This window comes from Brevibacillus sp. HB1.4B (genome assembly GCF_013284285.1).
GTDB lineage: Bacteria > Bacillota > Bacilli > Brevibacillales > Brevibacillaceae > Brevibacillus > Brevibacillus porteri.
Genome location: NZ_JABSUT010000016.1, coordinates 18,074 through 43,076, shown reverse-complemented (window position 1 = coordinate 43,076; position 25,003 = coordinate 18,074). Strand labels below are relative to the sequence as shown.

Below are 25,003 nucleotides of genomic sequence, written 5' to 3'. Positions count from 1 at the left end.
TAGCCTTACTTTCGTGTCGAGATGGGGGTCACCTTGTGGAAAAATGGAAGAGAGATGTCGAGCACATCCGACAAGCGACAAATTTACCTATCGAATATGTACAAGTCTCACAAATAGAAACAGCACAAGCCCAGCAGGATTGGCTAAAAAATGGCTGGGAGCAAGTAGCCCTCCATTCGAGTAACGGTGTGATGACATTGATCCTTATCGAAACGGCATCATGGCATACTTCAGCCCGAGCGTTGTTGGATCTGATTTTTCCTCATGTGGATGATCCAGCAACGCTTCCCCTCCCAAAACAGATATCCAATTGGCTCTTGGGCATTGTCTCTGGCTCTCCTGTTGCAATCCCTGCTCAACTGGAAGCAAAATGGCCGTGGAAAGAAGCGCGCGTCTCCTTTTTATTAGAGCGATGCAGACCGGATCGCAAGGGAGAATGGGATTCCTTGCAGCCCTTGTTGCATGATTTTTTTGAAGGATTACCTGATTTCATTCCGTTGACGCAAACACATGCCCTTCTCATCGTCCCTGTCTCCATGCTCGATCATCAAAAAATGGCTTCAGAACTTTTGGAGTGGGCATCAGGCCTGCATGATCTCATTTCGATGGAATGGATGGAGTCCGTTCGCCTTGTTGTCGGATCGCCACTCACGAGTCCACTTGCATTGGGCGACACTCTTTTACGGCAATTATCACTCGCCCGTGCCCTTCAATCCTATCGACCACAAATGATGGTCGCTGGGGACTGGTCTTATCCGTTAGAACGATGGGCAGCTTCTCTCCCAAAAGAAATAGCAGCCGCTATCGCCAACGAGCTGGCCGCTGCCATAACCATTCCGCACATGACAGATGAACAATTGGAAACATTAGATACGTTGTTCGCCAGACAATTGAATGTAAGCGATACAGCACGGCAGCTTTTCCTTCACCGGAATACCCTGTTGTATCGATTGGACAAGCTGACGGAACAAACCGGATTAGACCCGCGATTGTTTCCTGATGCCGTCATGCTTCAGCTCTACCTTCTCTTTCGTCAAAATTAACAAAACATTTTGTATATAATGTCCGTATCCAGCTTGCAAGTGAATTGGTACCCTATCCTTACAGTCATCAAAGAATTTGCTCTCTTCACAAACCCGAGGAGGTGCCTTTTTCATGGCAAAGGTAAGTCTTTCCCACATTTATAAACGATATGGAAACAACGTTACGGCAGTTGACGATTTTCACTTGGAAATTCAAGATCGCGAATTCCTCGTGCTAGTCGGACCATCTGGTTGTGGAAAATCTACCACGCTGCGCATGATTGCAGGTCTGGAAGAGATTTCGGAAGGTGATTTATACATAGGCGATCGCCGTGTCAACGATGTGGCTCCCAAAGATCGCGACATCGCCATGGTTTTTCAAAGCTATGCACTCTATCCGCATATGAATGTATACGAGAATATGGCTTTCGGCCTAAAATTGCGCAAATTCTCCAAATCCGATATTGATAAGCGAATTCAAGATGCAGCTCGAATCCTCGATATTTCGCATTTGCTAGACCGCAAGCCAAAAGCGCTGTCAGGGGGACAAAGACAGCGTGTCGCATTGGGTCGCGCGATCGTACGGGAACCGCAAGTATTTTTGATGGATGAACCGTTGTCCAACCTCGATGCGAAGCTGCGTGTACAAATGCGCACGGAAATTTTGAAACTGCATCAACGCTTGAATACCACGATCATTTATGTGACGCACGATCAAACAGAAGCCATGACCATGGGAGACCGGATCGTCGTCATGAAGGACGGCCTTATCCAACAAGTGGCAACCCCGACTGAAATCTACAATCATCCAGTCAATCTGTTTGTAGCGAGCTTCATCGGCTCGCCTGCGATGAACTTTGTGAAAGGGAATCTTTCCGAGAAAGACGGCGCACTCTATTTTGATGCGCAAAATATTCATGTACGCTTCCCAGAAGATAAAGCAAAGACTTTACGGGAAAAAGGTTATGTTAACAAGCAGGTTATTTTTGGTATTCGCCCTGAGGACATTTACAGCGATGCTTCTTTTATGGAAGCAAATCCATTTGAGAGTTCGCTGGAAGCAGAAGTTGAAGTCGTAGAAAACATGGGTTCCGAATTGTACGTCTATTTCCACAATATCGGGGATACCCAGATGGTAGCGCGCGTGGATTCTCGTGAAGCGCTAAAACCAAAGATGAAGGTAAAACTAGCGATGGATCTTGCCAAATGTCATGTGTTTGACAGCGAGACAGAAGTAGCTGTATTCTAATAGCGATATGAGAAGGAGTGTCCCATCCGGCATTCCTTTTCCTATTTTTTTGTGCAAAACCTTTTATAGAGAGAACAACTAGAGGTAGCGTGGAGAGGAGCGGATAAGAAGTGGCTTATCAAATCGTCTTTTTTGACATTGACGGAACCTTACTGAACACCGATCACATCATTCCACAAACAACGGTGGACGCCGTACAAACATTAAAACAAAACGGTGTCCATGTCGCGATCGCAACCGGCCGAGCTCCTTATCATTTGATGCCAATCGCTGAACAGCTTGGCATTGAGACATTCGTGGGCTTTAACGGGTCGTATGTGAAGAGCGAAGGGAAGATCATCCATCACACGCCAATTGCTACAGATACATTGGCAAAGCTCGAACAAATGGCTGAGGGTCATTCCCATCCCATGGTATTTTTGAGCGCAGATCACTGCTATGCCAATGCCATGGACCACCCACATATCATCGAGTCTTTTGATTGGTTGCGACTGGAATCCCCGGCATATCGCCATCGCTATTGGGAGCAAACGCCGATTTATCAAGCATTTCTTTACTGTGGCGCTGATGAATCGAGATATACGGGTGAATTCCATGACGTCTCTTACATTCGTTGGCATGAACACTGCATGGATATTTTGCCCCCAAATGGCTCCAAGGCAAAAGGAATTGAAGCCGTCTTAAAACATTTGGGACTAACTCCTGCGGATGCTGTTGCGTTTGGAGACGGATTGAACGACAAAGAGATGCTCTCCTATGTTGGCATGGGGGTAGCGATGGGTAATGCTCATGAAGAGCTGAAGCCGTTCGCCAATATGATTACGCGCCACGTAAACGATAGTGGCATCCAACATGGCTTAGCAAAGCTTGGTTTAATCTAGACACGTTAACTGTAAGCTATTTCCTTCATAATCACTCCCTTCATGTGCACGCTATAGACAACAGCACTGGAGGGAGTGAGTTTTTTTGCGCGTCTGGCCTTTTGTTGCCGTTGTTGCCTTGGTCGGTCTCGTAGTTGTCCCGTATCGGATGAATCAGAATGCAGAACAAGAAATGCGCGAACCTCATCCCCGCGTGACATCGGTTCAATCGAGAATTCCTCGTATTAACTACATTGAACAGGTGAAAGACATTCGTCGTGACCTGGAGAAAAAAAGCCATATTCAAACGCTTCATCATAACCAGCGTGATCGCAGTCATTATGTAGAAAATGAAGTCGTCGTGCGCTTTTCACCACGCCCCAAGCAAGAAAAAATTGATCAGCTCGTTTCTTCTTTAGATGCCAAGATCAAACGTGATTTTGACAAATTTCTCATTATCAAATCAAAGAGCATGACTACCAAGCAGCTCATGAAAAAACTGGCTGAACATCCTGACTCCGTATTTGCGGAGCCAAATTACCTCCTACTCCCGAACGTGAAACCAAACGATACGTATTACAAAGAATACCAGTGGAACCTTCCTCTGATTGGCATGGAGCAAAGTTGGGACGTTAGCGAAGGCAGCAGTGATGTCATCGTTGCAGTCGTCGATACAGGTGTGGATATGAAGCATCCAGAATTTGCTGGTAAGCTAGTCAAAGGCTACAACGTTTTGGATGGCAGTAACAAACCTGAGGATGATAATGGTCATGGAACCCACGTTTCGGGCGTCATTGCCGCGAAAACGAACAACGCAGATGGTATAGCCGGGATGTCCTGGAAAAGCAAGCTCATGCCGATCAAGGCCATTGGCGCAGACGGTTCGGGATCAGCCGTGGACATCGCACAAGGCATTTATTGGGCGACTGATAACGGAGCGGATGTCATCAACTTGAGTGTAGGCAACTATACCTCCTCTGCTGCTCTGCGGGAAGCTTGTCGCTATGCCTTTGATAAAAATGTCGTGTTAGTCGCGGCTTCCGGAAACGATGCGAGTGATCAGCCTAGCTTTCCTGCTGCCTATGATGAAGTTCTCGCCGTTGCCGCTGTCGATCATCGTAAAGAACGCGCTGATTTTTCCAACTTTGGTGATTATGTGGATGTATCTGCTCCTGGGGTCGATATTCCGAGCACGTACATTTCTAGCGACTATGCCTCGCTATCAGGTACTTCGATGGCGTGCCCTCATGTCGCTGCACTCGCTTCGCTCATCCGTTCCATTCATCCCAATATGAATTCCAAAGATGTGATGAATCTCATTAGACAATCTTCGACTGACCTCGGTGCTCCTGGGCACGATCAGTTATACGGGTACGGTATGATCAATGTGAACCAGGCCCTTCGCCAAGCCCAGCCGGTCGAGCAAGTCAAAACAGAACAACCTCCGAAAACAATCGGCGGCTTGCTTAATAAATTCTTTCAACGACTGCGCTTTGGTGGGCAATAAGTTCAGTAATAACTTCAGTAAACTAAAAAGCGTACTTACCCATCCAAGGTTTGTACGCCTTTTTTTATATTTATTTTCGGTGCAGTTCGAATAGAAAAAAGGTGGCTGTTGACCACCTTTTTTTGTTACTCAGTCAAACTTTGGCGTATCATATGCTTCATAGGCTTTGCGCAGAATCTCAAAGCTTTGCTTTTTTCGTTCATGGTACGTTGGCAGATCCCATTTGTCCCATTGGTACAAGAGTGGCTTGGAAGCTTCCCGCGAGAATGGCTTCTGATTGGAATGTGCAAATACTTCCACTCCAACACCTTTACTTTCGGTTGGTACGATTCCATTCGCCTCATACGGATATTTCCAAACCTGTTTGCTGCTCGGGTCAGTATAACCCAAAAGCATCCAAGGAATGCGTATTTCCAAAACATTGCCCTTTGCATACCAATCTGCCAGTGAGTTGTACGCCGGATCTTGCGGATCAGAAATCCCTGGCTTCATGATGCCCACTTCCAGCTCTTCGAAAGGTACTGTTTTCTTGGTTTCCGGTAAATACAATGCTTTGTTGAGTGCCAGCTTCCATGGCAAGAATATGCCCCTATCTGCTTGATCATATCGCTCGTCCCAAGGCAGCATTCCCTTGATGTACCCATATAGCCAACTATGCTGATCATAGGCGCTGTTGACAAAAATGCGAGAATTGCTGTCCCCTTGCATTCGCAACAAAAATTCGATTTCTTGGGAAAATGTAATACCTGGTGCTTTATCAGCAGTTCGACTCCCACCACTTAGCGTATCAAAGCCAATGTCCACCCTGTCCTTTGAGAAATCCCAATCTCCTTCGCTCTTCTTTAGCATGAGAAACAAATACGCTTCATCGTGTGAAACAGATAGATCAAATCCCGGATAAGCACGTTTGACTCGCTGAAGTCTTTTTTCCCAATCTGCTGTTTTCCCATCTAGGATGATCTGGTCAGAGGCGTAATTACCCGGTTCCACCGCGATGACGCCGAATTTTTCCTCGTTCGTCAACGGATTGTTCCACATCGCCCTCCTCTCCCAAGGCAGCTCCAGGTCAATCGTATTCCAGGTAAATTTGAACCATTCATCCTGCCATGCGAATAAAAGTGCGCCATCATAACCTTCTTCATAAATATTGCGCAGCATATCGGCGTTCATCTCGCCTTGCTCTTGTTCCGTATGCATTCCTTGGTTCCGTCCAGCAGGCCCATAATGAGTCATTCCCCGTGAGCTAGGTACGCCATATTCGGCAACCAACAACGGGATTCCTTTATGGTGGGCACGCAGATCACGCAAGTATCCGGCATACGGGTCTATCTTGCCGCTGGAATCTCGGTACTTTTGGTACTTTTCCTCATATCGCAAAAAGTCTGGGTAATACGGATAGACATGATAAGCGGCAAAGTAACCGGCTGTCCATTCCGCCGATGCTTTCAGATTCATCGGGTCGATCGAGACCATATCCTCTTGCGGCAGCGGCTCATTGGGATGCGACAGAGGATCAGTCGTCAGCCAGTTTGTGAACGATACTGGATGCTGCCAGCCGTATTTCATCTCTTCCTCAGCCAAATAATCAAGCATGAAGGCAAGCCAGCTTTCAAAAGGAGACGCTTTTTCCGTTGCCATGATATATTTTCCCTGGTAAGGAGGCATGTCCAGATGAGAGGCATTCGTCACCTGTACCGTATACGGATGCCACTCTGTACCGAGTATCCATCCTACCAAGTATTCCGACACATCTGTTCGGTATTCACCGCTTGCACGACCGTACCGCTCTGGGAGAGTCACGTCTCCATGGACTACTTGTACAGCGTCTTTTATCTCTTGGCGAAAATCGTTGGTTATCTCGGGAGTAAATGCATCCCGTCCTTTTCGATCTTCACCCGCCAGTGCTTCATCCGGCGACCAGATTCCTTGCAGCAAGAGCAGCGGCTCTTCCTGTTTTTGGTTGAACTCGTGTAAAGCCTCATAAAAAATCGGAGGTAGAATCGTATAAATGCGGACGACTTTGTTATTCATTTCCTTCATCTGCGAAAACCAGCGCAAGTAATCTTCGCGGGTCGGGGAGAGCTCTCCAGGATAGTGCCCTGGTGTCGTTGCACCCAGATTGATTCCCGCCCAAAACACGGGTTCCCAGCCTTGCCCGGTATAGAGAGCAATATCCCCACCGTCTACTTTGGCAACCAGCTTCTTGCCTTCACCTTCAAATACAGGCATCGGTTTTGACGCTTTGCTTGCTTCCATTTGTGCTTCGCTTTTTTTGACCAGTTCCCTCCACTTCTCGTAATCATGGATGGCGTATCCGGCGTAGCCTCCAAATTCTTCGAGGTTATCTTCGAGAACGGCCAGTTGCTCCTCCAATCCGCCATGCCCTTCCTCATAAAAGGTTGTGTTTTCTCCCTCTGCGCTTTGCAGCAGGTTAAGGCCTACGACCACTTTGTTTTTTTGATCGTTAGTCTCGTTCATGATCGGATTTACAATTTCCAATACCCCGTTCGGTCCCTTTACCCTGTCGCGATAGGCCATTAACGTTACATGATCTAGCGTGCTGACCAGCCATTTGCTTACAGTTTCCGATTTATCTGCCAGCGACAGCTCGTACATCCAAAACGGGATATCGACACTTAGCTCCAAAGCCTGGTCCTTTTTGATTTCCGCGGACAAGTACTCGATATTGGCTACCCATTCGTTTTTGATTACTTCCTTGTTCTCATTCCATTCGGGTAGTACGTGAGGTTCAATATCGAGATGGAGGCCGCTAAATCTTTCACCTTCTCCTGCTGATTTATTATAGGTCTGAACCCAATTTAAAAAGGTGGTAATACTTTTTCGATTGGAAACGAGAGACCATACCGGATCTCCTGCAAGAGCATCCACGCCAATTCCAGATGCATTTGCTTCCTTAATAAAGGAACGATAATCTTGATGGGCAACATTTTCTTGGTCAATATGCAAATAAATGAGATTGACGCCATGTTCCTTGGCAAATGCAATGATTTCTTCTCTTTCTGTAACAATAAGCTGCGTATTCCAAATCCAGGTCGCGATGATCGGCGGAGTCCTATACAAATAAGCGATGATTGCGATCACTGGTATGATGATGATCAAAAAACCAAGCAGTAGTTTTTTTTGGCTTGATCGATTCTGTTCTGGTTCCATGCTGTCTGTAAAAATAAGACATCCTCCTACTGACTGCGATTATGTTCGGGTAGCCATCAACCGTTTGGCATACTGCTCTTTGATGCTTTGGCGTTCTCTGGCGATGGCCAAAGCGTCGTTCGGAACATCATCTGTGATCGTAGAGCCTGCGGCTACATAAGCACCCTCCCCGATGGTAACTGGAGCTATCAAATTGGCATTGCAACCAATAAAGGCGTGATCGCCAACGATCGTTTTATGCTTGCGGACGCCATCGTAGTTGACAGTGATTGTACCGCACCCTACGTTTACATGTTCACCAATATCAGAATCACCAATATACGAGAGGTGAGCAACCTTTGCACCTTTCCCGAGACGTGAATTTTTCAGTTCCACAAAATCTCCGACCTTCGCCTCCTCACCTACATCTGACCCTGGACGAATATAGGCATAAGGGCCAACCGTTGCACCGTCACGAATCGTGCTATTACATGCATTCGAGTAACGAAATTCTACCTTACCTCCTACCACGCAATCACTTAAGTCTGCATTCGGTCCGATGACACAAGCGGGTCCAATTATTGTTTTCCCCCGGAGGTACGTTCCCGGATGAAGAACCGTATCAGGTCCGATACTCACATCTACATCAATATAGGTAGTGGCTGGATCAATAATCGTCACCCCGTTTTGCATATGATGCTCATTGATTCGCATACGGAGCACTCTCTCGGCAGCAGCTAACTGGATTCTGTCATTTACGCCGCCCCCCTCTGCTGCATCATCGGTCATGTAAGCGACAATCCGTTCGTTTTGCTCCTTTAAAACGCTTAAAACATCAGGCAAATAATACTCTTTCTGAGCGTTATCATTTTTCACACGGGAAAGAGCTTGAAACAGCTTCTGGTTGTCGAAACAATACATGCCTGTATTGATCTCGCACACTTGCCGTTCTTCTGCCGTTGCATCCTTGTGCTCCACAATCCGTTTCACTAAGCCCTTTGCGTCGCGGATCAATCGTCCATATCCTACCGGGTCGTCTACTCGTGCAGTTAATACAGTTGCGGCTGCTTGTTGGGTTTCATGCTGCTCAAGCAGTTGCACCAGCGTTTTCTCCCTCACTAATGGCGTATCTCCGCTCAACACGATCGTTGTCCCCTGTTTGTTATGCAACAGGTCAGCCGCCATCAACACTGCGTGGGCAGTTCCTAATTGCTCTTGCTGGTATGCATAGCGCACCGAAGCACCGATCTGCTTTTCTACTTGCTCGGCTCCATGACCGACAACCAAAATAATCTCGTGGATTCCAAGAGCATGTAATCGGTCGACAATATGCTGAATCATCGATTTTCCACAAACCTCATGGAGCACTTTGCAACGCGTAGATTTCATGCGTGTTCCTTTTCCCGCTGCCAATACGATTGCATAACGACTACTCATATGATCCTCCCATCCTATCCTCTTATTTGCCTTCATTGAAGTACGGCTTTACTCTGTTAACAAGATCCTGAACAATCTCTCGCGTTCCCATTGTTGTTGTCTGTTGACCTTTCTCGTAAACTTGAATCATGATCTCTATCAATGTTTTTTGATCAAGAATTTGGTCAGTGGAATCCATCATGGACACTTCAGCCCCTTACGGAATGAATGTAAATCCAACAAGTCGAAATGTGGAAAGAATCCCGACCTCTATAAGCAGACGGTTCCGGGATTCTTCCAAATCATTTTTGCTTATTCAACGGTTACACTTTTGGCAAGATTCCGTGGTTTGTCAACATCATTGCCTAATGCCAGTGAAGTGTAATACGAGATCAATTGCAGCGGAATAACGGACAAAATGGGGGTAAACACTGGCAAGGTAGCAGGCACAAAGCATACGTCATCTACATTTCTGTGCAGCTCGACATTCCCTTCCAGCGTGATCGCTAACACATGCCCACCTCGTGCTTTGACTTCTGTGATATTGCTAACCATTTTTTCTTCCAGCTCTTTTTGTGTCACCAAGGCAATGACAGGAGTACCTTCTTCAATCAAAGCCAGCGTACCATGCTTCAATTCCCCCGCAGCGTATGCCTCTGAGTGAAGGTAGGAAATTTCCTTCAGCTTTAGGGACCCTTCTAGTGCCACAGCATAATCAATGCCTCGACCAATAAAGAACAGGCTGGTGTGATTTCTTATGGATTCGGCATAAACACGAATCTCATCCGCATGCAGGAGTGCCTTTTCAGCCTGTTCCGGCAACTGTCTCAGATGGGCAATCATGAATTCTCTCTCGTTTTCCGCAAGAGTCCCCTTCACTTGAGCCAGGTACAATCCGAGCAGATAGAAAACGATTACCTGTGAGGTGTACGCCTTCGTTGAAGCGACAGCAATTTCCGGTCCTGCAAAGGTAGCAAGCACATGATCAGCTTCACGGGCAATAGAGCTGCCCTGAACATTGGTGATAGCCAAAACCTTTGCTCCTAGTCGCTGACCTTCCCGCAAGGCTGCGAGTGTATCAGCCGTTTCACCCGACTGACTCACGACGATGACCAGCGTTTTTTCAGATAATATAGGGCGGCGATATCTGAATTCTGAAGCGACATCGACCTCAACCGGTATCCTTGCCAATTCTTCAATCACATGCTTGCCAATCAGCCCTGCATGATAGGCGGTACCGCACGCTACGATGAATATTTTCTCAAAGCCTTTGATTTGTTCTGGCTGCAATTGCAAATCTTTCAAAACAATACGCTTTCCGTCCTCGTCAATCCGGTTGACCAGGGTATTTCGGAATGCATTTGGCTGTTCGTAAATTTCTTTTAACATGAAGTGCTCAAAACCATCCTTCTCCGTCTGTTCCACATTCCAATCTACACGGAATAAATCACGTTGAAGCGGTTCGCTTGTTTCCACTTTCAAGAGAGAAACGCTGTCTTTTTTAAGAACTGCCATTTCCCCATCTTCCAAAATAACAATATCACGCGTGTGCTCAAGAACGGCTGAGATATCAGAGCCAATGAAGTTTTCTCCTTTGCCCACCCCGATAATTAATGGACTTGCCAATCGGACTGCCACTATTTTATCTGGCTCGTACTCGCAAACAACGCCGAGAGCATATGCCCCTCGCATCCGAAGTACTGCATTTTGAACCGCAGCGATGAGATCGCCTTCGTATAATACAGCAATGAGATGAGCAATGACTTCTGTATCGGTCTCCGATGTAAACGTGACCCCATGATCCAAAAGATCTTGTTTGATTTCCAGATAGTTTTCGATAATACCGTTGTGGACAACAGAAAACTTTCCCGATTCATCCGCATGCGGATGTGAGTTTTCGTCTGATGGGCGACCGTGTGTGGCCCATCGCGTATGTCCAATTCCCAAAGAACCTTGAATCGGAGAATGGTCGAGCCGCTCTTCCAAAACGGCCAGTCGTCCTTTCGATTTGCAAATCTTCATTTTTTCTCCGGTAAATATCGCGACACCAGCCGAGTCATAGCCGCGGTACTCCAACTTCTGCAAACCATTTGTCAGGATTTTTTGGGCTTGCCCCTCACCAATGTATCCAACAATTCCGCACATACGATTGCCTCCCCTGTTACGTAATCTTCAGCCAGTTTCTCAAGTTAAGCCAGAAGTACGAATCGTTCTTCCTCGACGTGCATCTTTGCCGGATTCCCCAGCTTGTAAATGTGTTGACCCGTTATGCTGTCAAAAGCATTTCGTGTATCAATGATGGCTACTCCCAAGTCAGCAAACTTCTGATAGTCAAAGCTCTTATGATTCGTCACGAGCACCATGCAGTCGTAATTTTTCATTTGATCCACGTCATATGAAATGGAACGGACCGTATTCCCACGTTTGTCCACAAAGCTTAGTGCATACGGATCGTAGTAATCTACATGTGCCCCGTTTTCCTGGAACAACTCGTATATATGCAAGCCCGGAGATTCACGAAGATCATCGATATCAGGTTTGTAAGCCATCCCCAAAATAAGAATTCGTGAGTTTTTAATCGATTTTGCATAGAGATTCAGTACTTGTGCAGTCTTGTTGATGACATAGTCCGGCATATTGTCGTTAATCGATTGCGCCAGTTCGATGAATTTACTATGAAAGCGGAATCCTTTTGCTTTCCAGGAGAGATACATCGGATCAAGAGGAATGCAATGTCCGCCAATTCCAGGGCCTGGATAAAACGGCATATAGCCAAACGGTTTGGTAGAAGCCGCTTTAATAACCTCCCACACATTGATCCCCATTTTGTCGCACATTAAAGCCATTTCATTGATAAAGGCAATATTTACACTCCGGAATGTATTTTCCAATAATTTCGACATTTCAGCTACCTTTGGTGAAGAAACCGTTACTACATTTGTAACTAGGTTTCCATACAGCAGGGCACCCAGCTCTAAGCACTTCGGTGTGGTTCCCCCGATTACTTTTGGCGTATTATGTGTATTGAATGAATGATTACCTGGATCTACTCGCTCAGGAGAGAAGCAAAGGAAGAAATCCTTTCCGACTGTTAGGCCCAGCTTTTCGAACTCCCATTGAATCAATTCTTCTGTCGTTCCTGGGTACGTTGTACTTTCTAGGGTGATCAAAAGGTTTTTCTTTTTGTATTTGATTATTTCTCGGACGACTCCCTTAATAAAGGACGTATCCGGGTCTTGATTTTCACTGAGTGGTGTCGGAACACATATGCTGACCGCATTCAGCTCCTTGAGCACCCGGTAATCAGTGGTCGGGAAGAAGCGTTGAGCAGAAAGGCTTGATTGGACCAATTCGTCCGGAACGTCCTGAATATACGACTTGCCTTCGAGCAAAGTTTCCACCTTTCGTTGGTCCAAATCGATGCCATAAACAGAGAAACCGCTTTTTGCCATTTCCATAGCCAAGGGCAGACCAACATATCCTAGCCCGATTACCCCCACTTTTACGGTTTTTGATTCCATTTTTTGCTTCAACTTTGTGAAGTAGCTCATTTTTTGTTCCTCCCTTTTCTCTGTGTTTAAGACAATAGACCTCTCACTCGTGCTTCCAAGTCTACGGGTGAAAATGGCTTTCCTATATAATCTGAGACTCCTAGCTCGAATGATCTTTTCTTGTCGTCTTCCAACCGTTTGTGGGTTAACACCACGATTTTCGTACTATGCGGAACCGCATTGCTCTTCTTGATTTTGCTGATGAGCTGGTAACCGTCCTCAATGGCCAAATTCAAATCGGTGATGACAGCGTCTGGTAAAAATCGCTGGTATTGCTCCAGTGCTTCTCTTCCGTTTTCAGCCAAATAAATGCAGTAACCTTTTCTTTGTAAATAGATGCGCAAAAACTCATTCACGGTCTCATCTTGCGAAACAAGCAAAAGACTTTTCTTTGTTTCAGATGATCTTTTACCGCCATATATGTGAATGTCACCAGCGATTCCCTTACCAGCAGTAATCTCCTGTACCATACCACTTAGGATTTGTGCTGCTGATTCCCCCTGTTCAGGAAAGCTTGCGATGAATACAGGACCTGCCAACATATGTCGGGCCTGTAAATGTTCCTTGATGAAAAGAGAATGAAAGTGAGTATTACCAAGCATTTGATCGCCTAACAGGATTCCCAGCGTGCTGCTTTGCTTGTCGTAAAAACAATGGATATCGCTAAGTCCCTCTTCTTTTGCCAAAGACTTTTTCAAATTTTGGACCTTTTCTTCATTGCTTCCATTCGTTACAGCCAGAATAATCCCGCACGGCAACTGACTCGATTCATAGAAGGTAAGCACATGTTCAAAGGCTTGAAATAAAGGAAACGAATACGCTTTTGCAATCTGACTCACACTATCTCCCTCCTATGCCCTTTTCTCTATGTTTTCCAGCTTGTTCTCGTCATGGTCCCCCATGTGTTGTTGTTACGCATAAATTCGATATGTCCCAAAAATCTCCAAATGACTCCTAACTGCTGATACCCCAAAAACATGAAGAAGAGAAATGCCAACATTTTGAAATTATCGCGAACTCTTGTGTAACGTTTGAAGGCCAGCTCTTCAATAAAAAGGGAACCGATCCCGAGCAACACACCAAACAAGAGATTCAGCAACGCATAGATAGCTAGGAGCCTCCACTGGGTCATGTCCATGACTGTATATCCCAGCAGAGCTAAAAAACCGGTAAACCTGAAATAAGGATTCAAAGTTTCGAAGATAATGTTATAGGGAAAGGTAATCAATCCCACTACTTTATACTTGGGTCGGCCGACTATATGAATGCCATACTCCAGCATGTTTTTTAGGTTACCACGTCCCCATCTCCTTCGCTGGCTACCCAGTATTTTCAGCGTATCAGGAGCCTGCGTCCAGCATACGGCATCCGGACAAAAAGCCACACGATACGGAAGTTTTTTTTCGAGCATATATTTATGAAGCTTGATGATAATGTTCATGTCCTCACCGGGATATCCCCCTCGATAACCACCGGCTTGGACAACAAAATCTTTTCGAAATACGCCAAAAGCACCCGACACAATAATCAGTCCGTTGATCGAACTCCAACCGATCCTTCCCCCGAGGAATGCCTTTAAGTATTCGACACATTGAAACATGGGCAAAATTTTGTTGGGAAGGTTCACTTTTTTTACCATTCCATCTTCAATTTCACAGCCGTTTGCAATTCGGACGATGCCACCAATCGCGACTATTTCTTCTGGGTTTTCCATGTATACCTTGGCGATACGGATCAATGCGTCCTTTTCCAATAACGAATCAGCATCGATGGAAGCAATCAAAGGATAATGGGAAAGATTAATTCCGGCGTTTAGCGAATCTGCTTTTCCTCCGTTTTCCTTATCAATCATATATAAATTGGGATACTGCGGATTGTAATAAACGCCTCGTACCTTAGATGTTTCCAATACTCCGGAACCCTTCGCATGCTCCGTACGCGTCAACTGGAATTCATTTAGCATAACTTGCAACGTTTCGTCGTTTGAACCGTCATTAATAACAACGACCTCGTACTTGGGATAATCCAGAGCAAGAAGGGAACGAACGTTTTCGATAATAGTCAATTCCTCGTTATAAGCAGGAACAAGAATCGAAATCTGCGGAGCATACTCTGATCCAGAGAGTGACTGAAAGCGAGAATACATAGAGCTTTTTATGATGGAAAATATATTTTTGACGGACAAGGATAGAATCGTTAAATAGAGCGTCTCAATAACGATCACGTAATAAATAGCAAAGATCCCGTATGCTTGCAAAAAGTCCCTCATGTTTGTCTCCTTTCAGCTATAGTTACACTGCATGAACGTAACGATTTTTCTTGTTCAACTGTTCTTCCTCATTCATCCGCTTTTTGTACCGCACCTGGTTCACGGTATACATCTCAACAATTTCAGCATCCTGACAAACTTCCGTATCGTTAGCCTTCATCAAGGACTCAATCACTTCGGCTGCCAATACAGGATCATATTTGAATAGCAGCTTTACTGCCTGGATCCGTACTTCCCTATCTCTCGAATCGATTTGTCGATATACCAAATCTGCAATCTCCGCAGTTAAAGGAGCAGTCCATCCAAGCAAAGCAATTTTGATCAAATCCTTGTCCGTACTTCGCAAACAATCAAGAAATAAAGGAGTACAATCCAGCTCTGTCTCTTTCATGATGTCAACGACAAGATGGCAATTGCTTTTTCGATGCTTTACGAGGAGCAATAACATGTTCCTTACATCGTCCAGATTTCTCGCACACTTCGAGATAGATCTCGCGATGATAAAATGGGTGGGATCGAGTTTTTTTGTATGCAGCAATTGCAGTAATCTTGGTACCGCTTCTCCAGATCGCATGGCTCCTACATGATAGGCAGCGTCAATTCTTATCCAATGGAAGCGACTGTACAGCCTTTGGATATTTTGATTGACGAGCCCTGTATCCTCACAAAGTGCGATGATTTTCTTTTGGTGGCTCCCTGTAAGTGATTCGATCCATTCAATGAGTTTTTGTTGCAGAACGCGCAATTCCAAGCGATTTAATTGCCAGTAAGGCGGGTTCAGTCTCTCCGGCGAGTCCATGTGCGACTGGATATAGGTGAAGTAGTCTTGAAACTGTCCCACGTAAACGTTTGTTTTCCTTTCCAACCACAAGTTCCTTGATTTAATCACCAAGATTGCCAGAAAAAATAGTATAATTATTACAAATAACAGACAGATTACCGCAACTGCTTCAGACAAATTAGCTTGCAGAATGGATCTCTCCTCTCCAATTTTTTGTAAGTTTTTCTGTGCATTCCTATCCATGTTGCTTTTAAAATTGGCAGGTGCAAACGTAGTTCCGGCTTGTTTCTTTCGCCCTTCTCATTTTCTTTATAAAGAACAAATTTTACTTTTCGTTCTGTATAAAGAACAACTTGGGATTAGTATCCTGCACGGACAACGGAATGTAAAATATCAATTTCCTCTAAAAATAGGCCAAAAATAGCCGAAAATCGACTTTATTGTAGAATATCGTCTGAATATCTCGCATTTTCTCGACATTAATAACGAACATTGCGTTTCTTATAAAGAACAATCAAAGATATAGATACTAAGCCATACCGACCCATCGTATCATCTAGTAGGAAAGTAATTTTTTGGCATTTCCAGTAAACTTATACTGTATAAATGAGCCAAACGACACAGGACTAGTCCCATAAAAAGTTGTGTTCCAGTTATTTTGCCGTTATAATAAACGAAGAGATTTAAAGGGGTGGCTATGACATGATCGGCTCGCGTATCCAGCAGCTTAGAATAGACAAAAGCCTTTCTCTTTCTGATTTAGCTGAGCGCGCTGGTGTCGCCAAGTCTTATCTAAGCTCAATCGAGCGCGGCATTCAGCGTAATCCTTCGATTCAATTTCTTGAGAAAATTGCACTAGTATTAAATGTGACGGTAGACACATTGCTTCAGGATAAAGAAATTCCTTCCATTGAGAATGTTGATGAAGAATGGTATGAGCTGATCGAAGAGGCTATGAAATCCGGGGTAAGTAAAGAACAGTTTCGAGAGTTTTTAGAGTACAATAAATGGCGAATCAATCGAGATAAATAAAATTGGTGCCAGCACTGGTATAGTGCTGGCTCATTATTTTTTGCAATAATTTAAAACAAAAGTCACAAATACAAGATTTACATCTGAAACTGAATTAAGTATTATTTCTCATATAAGCTTTTTACCTTCTATTTTTTTCAACCATTTTTTGGGTATTTTATTTGTTTTTTACAAAAGGAGGGTAAAGAGGAACGAACATGAAAACCACTTCATCTCCTAAAGATCCCCTGGATAAAGAATGGATTGATCTTATATTTACTGCACGCAAAATGGGGATATCTATTGAGGAAATTCGTTTTTTTCTCGTGAACGCTCCTCTTTCTTTAGAGGAGGAGAAAAATGATTATAATAGGACTTCCTACAGGGTTCCTTACTAATTCGAAAATCATGGAAAAAGCACAGGTTTATTAGACCTGTGCTTTCTCATTTTGCATCTGCTTTTTCGCGATATAGTCTGACTCGTAATATTGCAAATCATTACGCATCTGTTCGAACACTCTGGACAGGGACAAGGTCAACTGCTGCAATTCAGGGGTGACCTGCTTGCGGAAAACGATACAGTCCTGACCCGTATAGGCCAATCGCCCATCTTCTTCGTAAACCTCACCTTTGGGATAATAGAAGTTATTTATACAGGTATGGTAGACCTGATACAATACTTCCTCGGCAAACTCCTCATGAAATCGTGCGCGCCGGAGGGATACTCCCAGCCTTTCGTATGCATTTTCGCAGTAAACCAAAAGGTGGCGCAAGTCGGAAAGATAGTTACGGTAATATGTTTCAAATTCTTCAGGATCACCTGACGTGGATACGAGACCAGCTAGAGTAACCTGATTCAAAAAACGTTCCACTTCCATGCTGACCTTTTTCAACTTGGTGTACGTCTCCTCGCACAATTGCTTTAGATGAGTCGCTGACATAAAGTCCCCCTAATGTTGAAGAATCTGCCTTTTTTATAATAAGTATAAAGGAAAGATTATTTATTACACAAGGGTTATTTTTATACAACCAGACCGCTTCACAAGATGATAGATAGCATCGTATAAGCGCAAATAAGGCTACGCCAAAGGTTTAGCGTAGCCAAGTTTTCCTATTCAATTGCCATTTAAACCGCCGTTTGCTCACTAACTTTTCCCTTCATTTTCCTTATCTGCAACAAATAAATGAGATAGGCAGCGAACAACCCGATGAGAGTCATGAAGCCGAGAACGACAAAGTCATTCATGACAGCTGACAGACCATGTCCCTTCGTCAAAATCTCTCTGACACCATTCAAGAAATACGTCAGCGGCAAAGATTTTGCAATCGCGACAATTCCAGTCGGCATCGACATGAGTGGCCAAGTATAGCCAGATAACATAAACGAAGGTACTGCAATCATCATCCCGATCTGAGTAGCTTGGAGCTGGCTGCTGGACACAAAGGAGATGGCATAACCAATAGCCAATACCGCCAAGTTAAACATGGTAGCCAGTAGCATCAGGTCGAACGTGCTTCCGTAATAAGGGATATCAAAACCTTTTAACATCAGTGTAAACGCTAGGAACATGTTGAGGGTTCCTGCCAGAAAGTACGGCAACAATTTGCTCGCCGTGATCGCGAAGAAGCTATGGCGAGAGAGTGTATCCTTCCAGGTACCCTCTTCTTTTTGTTGGGCAACCGACAATACGATTCCAAGAAACAGCACTTGCTGTAGCACTGTACCTGCGAGTCCGAATACCATGAAGGACAAATAGCTGAAGGTCGGGTTATACAGCACTCTGTATCGATAGTCGATACCCGTAAACATGTTTTTCCCTTTTTCTCCCCATCCGCCAATTGCTTCCATCTTCTTCAGCGTGGTTCCTGCTGAAACAGATTTAATCGCAGTATTCGCCGCTCGAACTGCCGTATTCGAAATCATGATGTTGCTGCCGTCGATAACAGTCAGTACCTCTGCCTCTCTCCCAGCCTTCACATCCTTTTCTAATCCAGCAGGAATGATCAGGGCGATATTTGCTTCGCCCTTGTCAACCAATTTCATTGCTTCTTCTTCTGTTCCTACAACGGACGTGATCCGAAATGTATGATCGACCTCAAAGGCGCGATAGAGCTCACGACTCAATTCGGTTTGATCGGCATCCACCATCACAGTAGGGATCTCCATCACTTTTTTCTCACTGTACAGAAAACCGAACATTGTTAAATAAATCAGCGGAACGAGGAAGAGAATATTACGAATGGTTTTGTTTGCAAAAAGATTTTTCCATTCGCTCCAGAACAGGTGAGAGAAACTATTCACCATTACCAGCTCCTTCAAGTTGCCACTCAACTGTCAGGCCTGGACGCAATTCCGGATCGGACACCAACAACTTCACTTGGAAGGAACGAATGTCACGATCACCGAGTTCTTGTGTCGCTTTTTTTACGGCAAAGTCAGCAGCAGGAGCTACAGTAACCACTTTGGCGTCTACTTCTCTGTTCAGAGCTGGGACAAACAATTTCACTTGATCGCCTGTTTTCACATTCGCGAGCATGTATTCATTCACATAAAATTTGACATAGTTGTCTGATTTCGTTTGGAGCGTCAAAACGGTGAAACCTTGCGAAACCAGCTCTCCCTTTTGAACAGCTACTGCTTTTACAATACCGTCTACTGGAGCTGACAGCTTGGTGTTGTTCACATAGGCTTCCATTTCAGCCAGCGCACCTTTTGCCTGCATGACGTTCGCTTCTGCGGATTTAACATCCAGCTCCTTCAAGCCTACTTGGCCTCTCCCTGCTACAGCTTGGTTGTATGCAGCTTTTGCTTGATCCAGTTGTGCTTGTGCGGCATCGACCTGCTCTTTGCGCGAACCAGTTTGAGCCATTTTCAACTGTTCTTCTGCTGCTTTAAACTCCGCTTGCGCCTTGTCTGCTTGCATCTGCGCCTCTTCCACTTTCACTTGTGGAACGGCACCCTCCGCCATTAATTTTTTCATTCGTTCCAAATTCGTCGCGGCAATTTGATTCGAAGTTTGTGCTGCTTGTAATTTCGCTTTGAGCTGCGTAATTTCTTCTGAACGCGCTCCATTTTTGTTCGCGTCAAGCTGCGCTTGCGCCGAGCTGACTGCTGCTTTTGCTTGGTCGACTTGAGCATTGCTGGAGTTATCTGTCACGGATACTCCTTTTTTCGCCTGATCAAGCTTGACGAGAGAGAGCTTGTAAGCAGCTTCAGCCTGCTCTTTCTTCGCGAGAATCTCTGCGCTGTTTAGCGTGGCAACGACTTGCCCTGCCTTTACTTCGTCCCCTTCTTTTAGGGAGAGCTGTTCGATGGAACCGCCCATTTTAAAAGAGAGATCTACCTCTGTTCCCTCGATTACACCTGCTAATTTCGTTGTGTTCTTACCAGCCATGCTACTCACATTTGAACCAAACAATACGGTTCCAAGTACTGCAATACTGACTACAAAGCTACCTATACCGATCCATGCACGTTTGTTCATCTGTCTTCTCCTCTTGTTTTACGTTTCTCTAGACGTTATTTGGTTTAAAACATTCCTGAAAGCATGTAACGAAGCGTCTGTTTATCTGCGGCACTGTTCACTGGCTCTTTGCGAAATTGCTTGCGAAGCACGGTAAAACCAACCATGCCGAACAATGCGGAAGCGAGTGTACGAATATCGATATCTGCCCGGATATACCCTTGCTGCTGCAATTCCAGCATGTGTGACTCCATTGTGCTGAAATAGCCACCTAACAGATTGCCAACCATCCTGTCGCGCTGTCCATCTCCTGAGAACGCACTCAGCAACAGGAAACACAAATCTTGATTCTCGGAAAAGAAGCGAAGATGCTCATCCAGCACATTCAGAATGCGATCCTCCAAGGAAAGCTCTTCATTTTGCATTACATTATCTACATGGTAAATCAGCATCTTCACGCCTTTTTCTATCACGTACAAAAACAGCTCTTCCTTTGTGGAAAAGTGATAATAGAGTGTTCCTTTTGCCACCTGCGCCATTTCCGCGATTGCATCCATGGTCGTTTCGCTATATCCCAATTGGGCAAATGCGGTTAAAGCTCCATTTGCAATTTGATCTTTTTTAGATGGTGCCATCACTCCTGTCCCCTTTCAATTTTTTGAACTGACTGGTCAGTACAAAGATTATATTACGAATACTTCCTAGTTTTGTCAAGCAGCCATTCCTTCTATGTATAAAAAAAAGATCGCTTTGTGGGCGATCTTTTACTTCTCGATAATTTGAAGGTATGTTTCCATGGTTGCAGGCATTGGCGCGACACCGAGGCCCTCCCTCAGTTTTGCTACACATTTCTCGTACCAGCGAATGGCCTGTGTCCGATTATTTTGCTGATAATACGCAGTCATTAGTAAGCGGTACGACTCCTCCCAGCAATCATCCACCCGCAGAATCGCTTCACACCAGCGGATTGTTTTTTCCAATTGCCCATCCTCTAGCATGATTTTGGCTACCCTCTCTGCTCCGCGTAAAAACAGTGCCTGCACTCTCTCACGCTCTTCTACGCACCAATCCTCATAACGGCATTCCGGCATGTAATCGCCCAAGTAATACGCAAGCCCTTTTTCCAAAAGGATGGCTCCCTGACGCCGGTCTGATTCTGCCAAGCCCAATGTAACGAGCTTCTCGAATTCCTCGACGTCCATATGGTAGCCCGATGCCAGATTGAATCCGTAAGAGCTGCCATGGCGTTGAATGAAGAATGTATCTGTTCTGGCGGCACGATCTGGCTCGAGGGCTTTGTTCAACGCATTCAACGACACTTTAAAATCGCGGATTGCCGCTTCCTCGATACTGTCTGGCCAAAGTCGGTTCATGATTTCTTCCCGGGCTAACAAATGATGTCTCTTCGTTAATAAAAGCTGAAACAACAGCTTGGCCGTCCCACGCTGCCATGCCTTTTCGCTCAGCTCCCGCTCTCCCAGCCATACACGGAACGCGCCCAGCGTCTGAATACGAAGCGTATAGCCGGGGTGGAAGGTCACGTTTTGCAAGCCCAAATCATTTAACAGCTGAGAGACGTAATCCGGTGATACCTTCCGTCGCTCTGCCTCAATCAAAATCGGCATAAGCTGTTGTACATCATGTGGGGTAAGCAGGGTCGGTCGCTGCAAAAGGAATTGATATTCACCGGACTTCATCAAGGACAGAGCTTGCGTCACCGCAGGTACAAACAAATCCCATTGTTTTTTGCGATAAGCCAAGAAGCTCAGCCATAATTGGCAAATGACTACACTGTAGCTATCCCCGCAGTGACTAAGTCGGTCGGCACAGTCGATAAAGGTAGCCCATGCTTCCTCTTCTTTACCATATTTCGCATAAGCAATCCCAATCGCCATCCGTACCAGACTGCCTAACCAGTCGTCGCGCATTGCCTCTGTCTCTTGTATCCCCCTGTTGCCATACAAAAGGGCTTGGTCGAGTGCCTTTTCTCTTGCGTGAAGCAGGGTTAGTCCCAGAAGCGTTTCTGACTTTCCGCGTGTCGACTGGAGCTCCTCCATGATCTGCAAACCTTTTTCATAAAGCTGGCGAATCTCATCCATAGGTAATGTTTGACTGATGAGGGCAGCATGGGCTTTTCGAACATAGCCATTTGCCTCTACAAATGGTGAATGCGCTGCACGTCCGAGTTGGATCGCAGTTTCTGCGGCTTCCCACCCCCGCTCCCATTCGCCATTCAATGCATACACAAAAGATAGCAGCAAAGAGGTTTCCCGATACGATCTGGTCAGCGGAGGATGCTTCCTCTGTTCTACCTGCCACTTACTCTCCAGGAGCTGAATGGAGGACTGCAATCGGCCAGTACGGAACAACAGGCGCGATTCCAGCTCAACCTCCGTCTGCTGCTCTAATTCCTGACTCCGTTCATACCAAGCTGCCGCCTGTTTGGCATCTCCGCGATTCGTATAAATTTCTGCCAGCAAACGGTATAGCCTCGGTGCCATTTCATTCTCTTGTTCAAATGGGGGCAAAAGTTGAATCGCTCTCTTAAGCAGTTCTTCTGCCCGGACGCCTTGTACGCTGTCCAGATGAACGCGTGCTTGCCCTTCCAGCCCGCGGCACAATCCGATTTGATCTTGCTTGTGTTCACATTGTTTCAAAAATTGCTCATAAGAAGAAAAGGCCTTCGCATACAGACAGCGATAGCGTTCTACTTCACCCTGATAAAACAGCAGCCAATGCTGTTCGCACTTGATGTTCTCTGGTAACAGTGTTATCCACTCGTATAAAAAATCCAGCTTCCCTGCTTGCAGCAACCTTTCCGATGCTTGGCACAACCATTCACCCAGCACCTCCCACTGCTCGACGAGCCGCAACCGCCCAAAAGCTTTTGCCTCGTCCCCTTTACGTCTGTACCAGCCTGCGGCCTTATGATTGACATGCACGTACGTCGCTTGATTCGCAGCCAGTTTACTAGACAGGAGACGCTGGAAAAGCGGATGAAAGGAATAATGAGATCCTGCCTGGACATGCAAAAAAAGATTACAACGCTGTGCTTCATACAGGTGCTCGATGTATCCTTCCCCGAGTATTTGCTTGCAATCCTCCAGGTCGAATTGCTCGAGAACCGCTGCCTCCATCAAGAAGCATTGCATACTTGCATCCAGCTGTGTCCAGACTTCCACTTCCAGCAAATGCAGCAATCGCGATAACTCACGCAGACTGTCAGAAACCGTCTGCCCCCTCGTTACCATTTCACCAAAAGTGCGCAGCGCCATCACCCAGCCTTGCGCCACCTCTTCTACACGGCCCCAATCGTCTTCGGACAGCGTTATGTCGTATTGATCTGAATAAAAGGCTTCACTCTCCTCCAACGTAAAAGAAAGGTCATTTGTTGTAAGTTCCAGACACTCGCCTCTTGCGGACAACAAGTCGAGATTAGACCACTTCAGTCGAGAGCGCGTTAAGATGACCAGCTTGACTTTTTGTGGGAGAGCCTCGGCTAACCGTTGAATAAATCGATCGACGTCACTACCATCATCTATTCGTTGGTAATGGTCCAAAACAAGTATGTGGTCCACCTGGAGTTGTACACATTCCCCGACGAACCAGTCGACCAATACCTTACTGTCAATGGAGGGCACCGGACTTTGCTCAGTGATACGTATGAGTCGCTCTCGCAATACCTGTCCAAAATCGGAATGAATCTGACGAACGCTTTCGACGAGACAGATGACAAACGCAAGAAGGGCATCGTCTCCATCCTGGATCGTATACCAGGATGCAGCCAGTGCTTCATCATGCAAAAATGTAGCCAGAGAAGTCGTTTTGCCATAGCCTGTCCCTGCATGAATGAGACAAAGCTGCGTATATTTCAACAGGCGTAATTTTTTTGCCAATGCAGGTCGCCGTAAGACATATGGCTTCTGTCCTGGAGGAGTTATTTTGGATATAGGGATGTGGATTGGAATCATAAAATGTGCACTCCTTGCCGTTCTCCTGCTCTTCTTTGACTATTTCCCCATTTCTAACTATTCTCCTGCCAATTGACTCTTAATCAACAAAAAGCCCACCCGGGAGTCCAGGTGGTGCTCATTCAATCCACTAAATTATATCCAATAACAGTATATCCAATATCATTTAACAAAACTTGGAATTCTTCGTCACTAATGTGCTCTCCGTGTGTAATTCGTGAATGCAAATTTGCGATTCGGTCATAAACAGCGCGATTGGTGGAGACGTATAATATGTTGAAGCGTGTTTCTGCCTGCAAGCGTGACCTCATCCGATCCACGACACGTTTATGCAGCGAATCTGGATGTCCATTATCGACTCGCACAATTTTTCCAGGTGTATACGGGATCGACGTCCGCGGATTGACTTCGTCAGGCTTCGGAGTATCGACTGGCAGCACACCTACAATCAAGTTATCCTTGTACGCTAACACCTTGATATCGGTTACACCGGGCAGCTTTTCCGCATGCCCTTCCAAGTGTGTCACGAGCTGCGGCTCACGCTGATGAACCATCTTTTGGCTAATCATGGCTGCCGGTCCTTTATCCCTAGCGACGTTATCGTTCTGGAAGTTAATCCCGAGAGATTCAAATTTGGCCTGATTTCCGTTCTGATCTTCGGTGCCCTGTTCTTTGTTAGGCGAACACCCTGTCAGCAAGCCGGCAAACAGGAGCACAGCAATGATACTCCCACTCATTCGTCTCACAACAAA

The 25,003-nt window shown here is 45.6% G+C and carries 20 protein-coding genes; 6 read left to right on the top strand and 14 right to left on the bottom strand.

All coding sequences use genetic code 11. From position 1 onward, the window contains the following. The first annotated feature begins 35 nt into the window (after positions 1 to 35). From HP398_RS28160 to HP398_RS28145, 4 genes are all read left to right on the top strand, one after another. Complete coding sequence (locus HP398_RS28160) at positions 36 to 1,043, top strand: PucR family transcriptional regulator (RefSeq protein ID WP_106836675.1); 1,008 nt, start codon at positions 36 to 38, stop codon at positions 1,041 to 1,043. A gap of 112 nt (positions 1,044 to 1,155) precedes the next feature. Continuing rightward, on the top strand, positions 1,156 to 2,271 hold the full coding sequence (locus HP398_RS28155) for an ABC transporter ATP-binding protein (protein ID WP_017247792.1): 1,116 nt from the start codon (positions 1,156 to 1,158) through the stop codon (positions 2,269 to 2,271). A gap of 110 nt (positions 2,272 to 2,381) precedes the next feature. Continuing rightward, positions 2,382 to 3,152 (top strand): Cof-type HAD-IIB family hydrolase, encoded by a 771-nt coding sequence (locus HP398_RS28150; RefSeq protein WP_173624267.1) that lies wholly within the window; start codon positions 2,382 to 2,384, stop codon positions 3,150 to 3,152. Positions 3,153 to 3,237: 85 nt separating this feature from the next. Further along, positions 3,238 to 4,638 carry a S8 family peptidase gene (locus HP398_RS28145; RefSeq protein ID WP_173624266.1) on the top strand — a complete coding sequence of 467 codons (1,401 nt, stop codon included), beginning with the start codon at positions 3,238 to 3,240 and terminating at the stop codon, positions 4,636 to 4,638. Between the two features lie 129 nt (positions 4,639 to 4,767). Here the strand turns inward: HP398_RS28145 and HP398_RS28140 are convergent, their stop codons facing one another. From HP398_RS28140 to HP398_RS28105, 8 genes are all read right to left on the bottom strand, one after another. After that, the gene (locus tag HP398_RS28140) at positions 4,768 to 7,809 is read right to left on the bottom strand and encodes a hypothetical protein (RefSeq protein WP_173624265.1); all 3,042 of its coding nucleotides are present in this window, start codon (positions 7,807 to 7,809) and stop codon (positions 4,768 to 4,770) included. A gap of 39 nt (positions 7,810 to 7,848) precedes the next feature. Then, a complete protein-coding gene (gene glmU, locus HP398_RS28135; protein WP_173624264.1) occupies positions 7,849 to 9,225 on the bottom strand; it encodes a bifunctional UDP-N-acetylglucosamine diphosphorylase/glucosamine-1-phosphate N-acetyltransferase GlmU in 1,377 nt (458 codons plus the stop codon). Between the two features lie 22 nt (positions 9,226 to 9,247). Further along, on the bottom strand, positions 9,248 to 9,406 hold the full coding sequence (locus tag HP398_RS28130) for a YwzD family small protein (protein ID WP_017247788.1): 159 nt from the start codon (positions 9,404 to 9,406) through the stop codon (positions 9,248 to 9,250). A gap of 110 nt (positions 9,407 to 9,516) precedes the next feature. After that, the gene (glmS, locus tag HP398_RS28125; protein WP_173624263.1) at positions 9,517 to 11,349 is read right to left on the bottom strand and encodes a glutamine--fructose-6-phosphate transaminase (isomerizing); all 1,833 of its coding nucleotides are present in this window, start codon (positions 11,347 to 11,349) and stop codon (positions 9,517 to 9,519) included. A gap of 44 nt (positions 11,350 to 11,393) precedes the next feature. After that, the gene (locus HP398_RS28120; RefSeq protein WP_173624262.1) at positions 11,394 to 12,755 is read right to left on the bottom strand and encodes a nucleotide sugar dehydrogenase; all 1,362 of its coding nucleotides are present in this window, start codon (positions 12,753 to 12,755) and stop codon (positions 11,394 to 11,396) included. 26 nt (positions 12,756 to 12,781) lie between these two features. Further along, positions 12,782 to 13,594, bottom strand: coding sequence for a response regulator transcription factor (locus HP398_RS31465; RefSeq protein ID WP_371736807.1), 813 nt, complete (start codon positions 13,592 to 13,594; stop codon positions 12,782 to 12,784). Positions 13,595 to 13,620: 26 nt separating this feature from the next. Next, positions 13,621 to 15,024, bottom strand: coding sequence for a glycosyltransferase family 2 protein (locus HP398_RS28110; RefSeq protein WP_173624261.1), 1,404 nt, complete (start codon positions 15,022 to 15,024; stop codon positions 13,621 to 13,623). A gap of 22 nt (positions 15,025 to 15,046) precedes the next feature. Beyond that, positions 15,047 to 15,865, bottom strand: a complete 819-nt coding sequence (locus HP398_RS28105) for a hypothetical protein (RefSeq protein ID WP_173624260.1) — start codon at positions 15,863 to 15,865, stop codon at positions 15,047 to 15,049. 642 nt (positions 15,866 to 16,507) lie between these two features. Between HP398_RS28105 and HP398_RS28100 the strand changes: the two genes are divergently transcribed. Both HP398_RS28100 and HP398_RS28095 read left to right on the top strand, forming a co-directional pair. Next, positions 16,508 to 16,837 carry a helix-turn-helix domain-containing protein gene (locus HP398_RS28100; RefSeq protein WP_017247782.1) on the top strand — a complete coding sequence of 110 codons (330 nt, stop codon included), beginning with the start codon at positions 16,508 to 16,510 and terminating at the stop codon, positions 16,835 to 16,837. Between the two features lie 197 nt (positions 16,838 to 17,034). After that, on the top strand, positions 17,035 to 17,214 hold the full coding sequence (locus HP398_RS28095; protein ID WP_173624259.1) for an anti-repressor SinI family protein: 180 nt from the start codon (positions 17,035 to 17,037) through the stop codon (positions 17,212 to 17,214). Between the two features lie 30 nt (positions 17,215 to 17,244). On the opposite strand, the gene HP398_RS28090 is transcribed toward HP398_RS28095, so the two are convergent. The 6 genes from HP398_RS28090 to HP398_RS28065 all read right to left on the bottom strand — a co-directional run bounded on the left by HP398_RS28090 (position 17,245) and on the right by HP398_RS28065 (position 24,988). Beyond that, positions 17,245 to 17,757, bottom strand: a complete 513-nt coding sequence (locus HP398_RS28090; RefSeq protein WP_173624258.1) for a DUF3907 family protein — start codon at positions 17,755 to 17,757, stop codon at positions 17,245 to 17,247. A gap of 185 nt (positions 17,758 to 17,942) precedes the next feature. Then, the gene (locus HP398_RS28085; protein ID WP_173624257.1) at positions 17,943 to 19,121 is read right to left on the bottom strand and encodes an ABC transporter permease; all 1,179 of its coding nucleotides are present in this window, start codon (positions 19,119 to 19,121) and stop codon (positions 17,943 to 17,945) included. Then, positions 19,111 to 20,301 (bottom strand): HlyD family secretion protein, encoded by a 1,191-nt coding sequence (locus HP398_RS28080; RefSeq protein ID WP_173624256.1) that lies wholly within the window; start codon positions 20,299 to 20,301, stop codon positions 19,111 to 19,113. Before HP398_RS28080 ends, HP398_RS28085 begins: the two co-directional genes overlap by 11 nt. A 44-nt stretch (positions 20,302 to 20,345) precedes the next feature. Continuing rightward, the gene (locus tag HP398_RS28075) at positions 20,346 to 20,915 is read right to left on the bottom strand and encodes a TetR/AcrR family transcriptional regulator (protein WP_026042999.1); all 570 of its coding nucleotides are present in this window, start codon (positions 20,913 to 20,915) and stop codon (positions 20,346 to 20,348) included. Positions 20,916 to 21,044: 129 nt separating this feature from the next. Beyond that, the gene (locus tag HP398_RS28070; protein WP_173624255.1) at positions 21,045 to 24,251 is read right to left on the bottom strand and encodes an ATP-binding protein; all 3,207 of its coding nucleotides are present in this window, start codon (positions 24,249 to 24,251) and stop codon (positions 21,045 to 21,047) included. Positions 24,252 to 24,373: 122 nt separating this feature from the next. Next, positions 24,374 to 24,988: a YhcN/YlaJ family sporulation lipoprotein gene (locus HP398_RS28065; protein WP_217368932.1), complete on the bottom strand. Its 615-nt coding sequence runs from the start codon at positions 24,986 to 24,988 to the stop codon at positions 24,374 to 24,376. Positions 24,989 to 25,003: the final 15 nt, after the last annotated feature.

Bases quoted from the DNA above. Each gene is read 5' to 3' on its own strand.
- HP398_RS28130 (WP_017247788.1), bottom strand. From the start codon at position 9,406: ATGATGGATTCCACTGACCAAATTCTTGATCAAAAAACATTGATAGAG.
- HP398_RS28100 (WP_017247782.1), top strand. From the start codon at position 16,508: ATGATCGGCTCGCGTATCCAGCAGCTTAGAATAGACAAAAGCCTTTCT.
- HP398_RS28065 (WP_217368932.1), bottom strand. From the start codon at position 24,988: ATGAGTGGGAGTATCATTGCTGTGCTCCTGTTTGCCGGCTTGCTGACA.
- HP398_RS28080 (WP_173624256.1), bottom strand. From the start codon at position 20,301: ATGAACAAACGTGCATGGATCGGTATAGGTAGCTTTGTAGTCAGTATT.
- HP398_RS28075 (WP_026042999.1), bottom strand. From the start codon at position 20,915: ATGGCACCATCTAAAAAAGATCAAATTGCAAATGGAGCTTTAACCGCA.
- HP398_RS28155 (WP_017247792.1), top strand. From the start codon at position 1,156: ATGGCAAAGGTAAGTCTTTCCCACATTTATAAACGATATGGAAACAAC.
- HP398_RS28090 (WP_173624258.1), bottom strand. From the start codon at position 17,757: ATGTCAGCGACTCATCTAAAGCAATTGTGCGAGGAGACGTACACCAAG.
- HP398_RS28095 (WP_173624259.1), top strand. From the start codon at position 17,035: ATGAAAACCACTTCATCTCCTAAAGATCCCCTGGATAAAGAATGGATT.
- glmS (WP_173624263.1), bottom strand. From the start codon at position 11,349: ATGTGCGGAATTGTTGGATACATTGGTGAGGGGCAAGCCCAAAAAATC.
- HP398_RS28085 (WP_173624257.1), bottom strand. From the start codon at position 19,121: ATGGTGAATAGTTTCTCTCACCTGTTCTGGAGCGAATGGAAAAATCTT.
- glmU (WP_173624264.1), bottom strand. From the start codon at position 9,225: ATGAGTAGTCGTTATGCAATCGTATTGGCAGCGGGAAAAGGAACACGC.
- HP398_RS28120 (WP_173624262.1), bottom strand. From the start codon at position 12,755: ATGAGCTACTTCACAAAGTTGAAGCAAAAAATGGAATCAAAAACCGTA.
- HP398_RS28070 (WP_173624255.1), bottom strand. From the start codon at position 24,251: ATGATTCCAATCCACATCCCTATATCCAAAATAACTCCTCCAGGACAG.
- HP398_RS28140 (WP_173624265.1), bottom strand. From the start codon at position 7,809: ATGGAACCAGAACAGAATCGATCAAGCCAAAAAAAACTACTGCTTGGT.
- HP398_RS28110 (WP_173624261.1), bottom strand. From the start codon at position 15,024: ATGAGGGACTTTTTGCAAGCATACGGGATCTTTGCTATTTATTACGTG.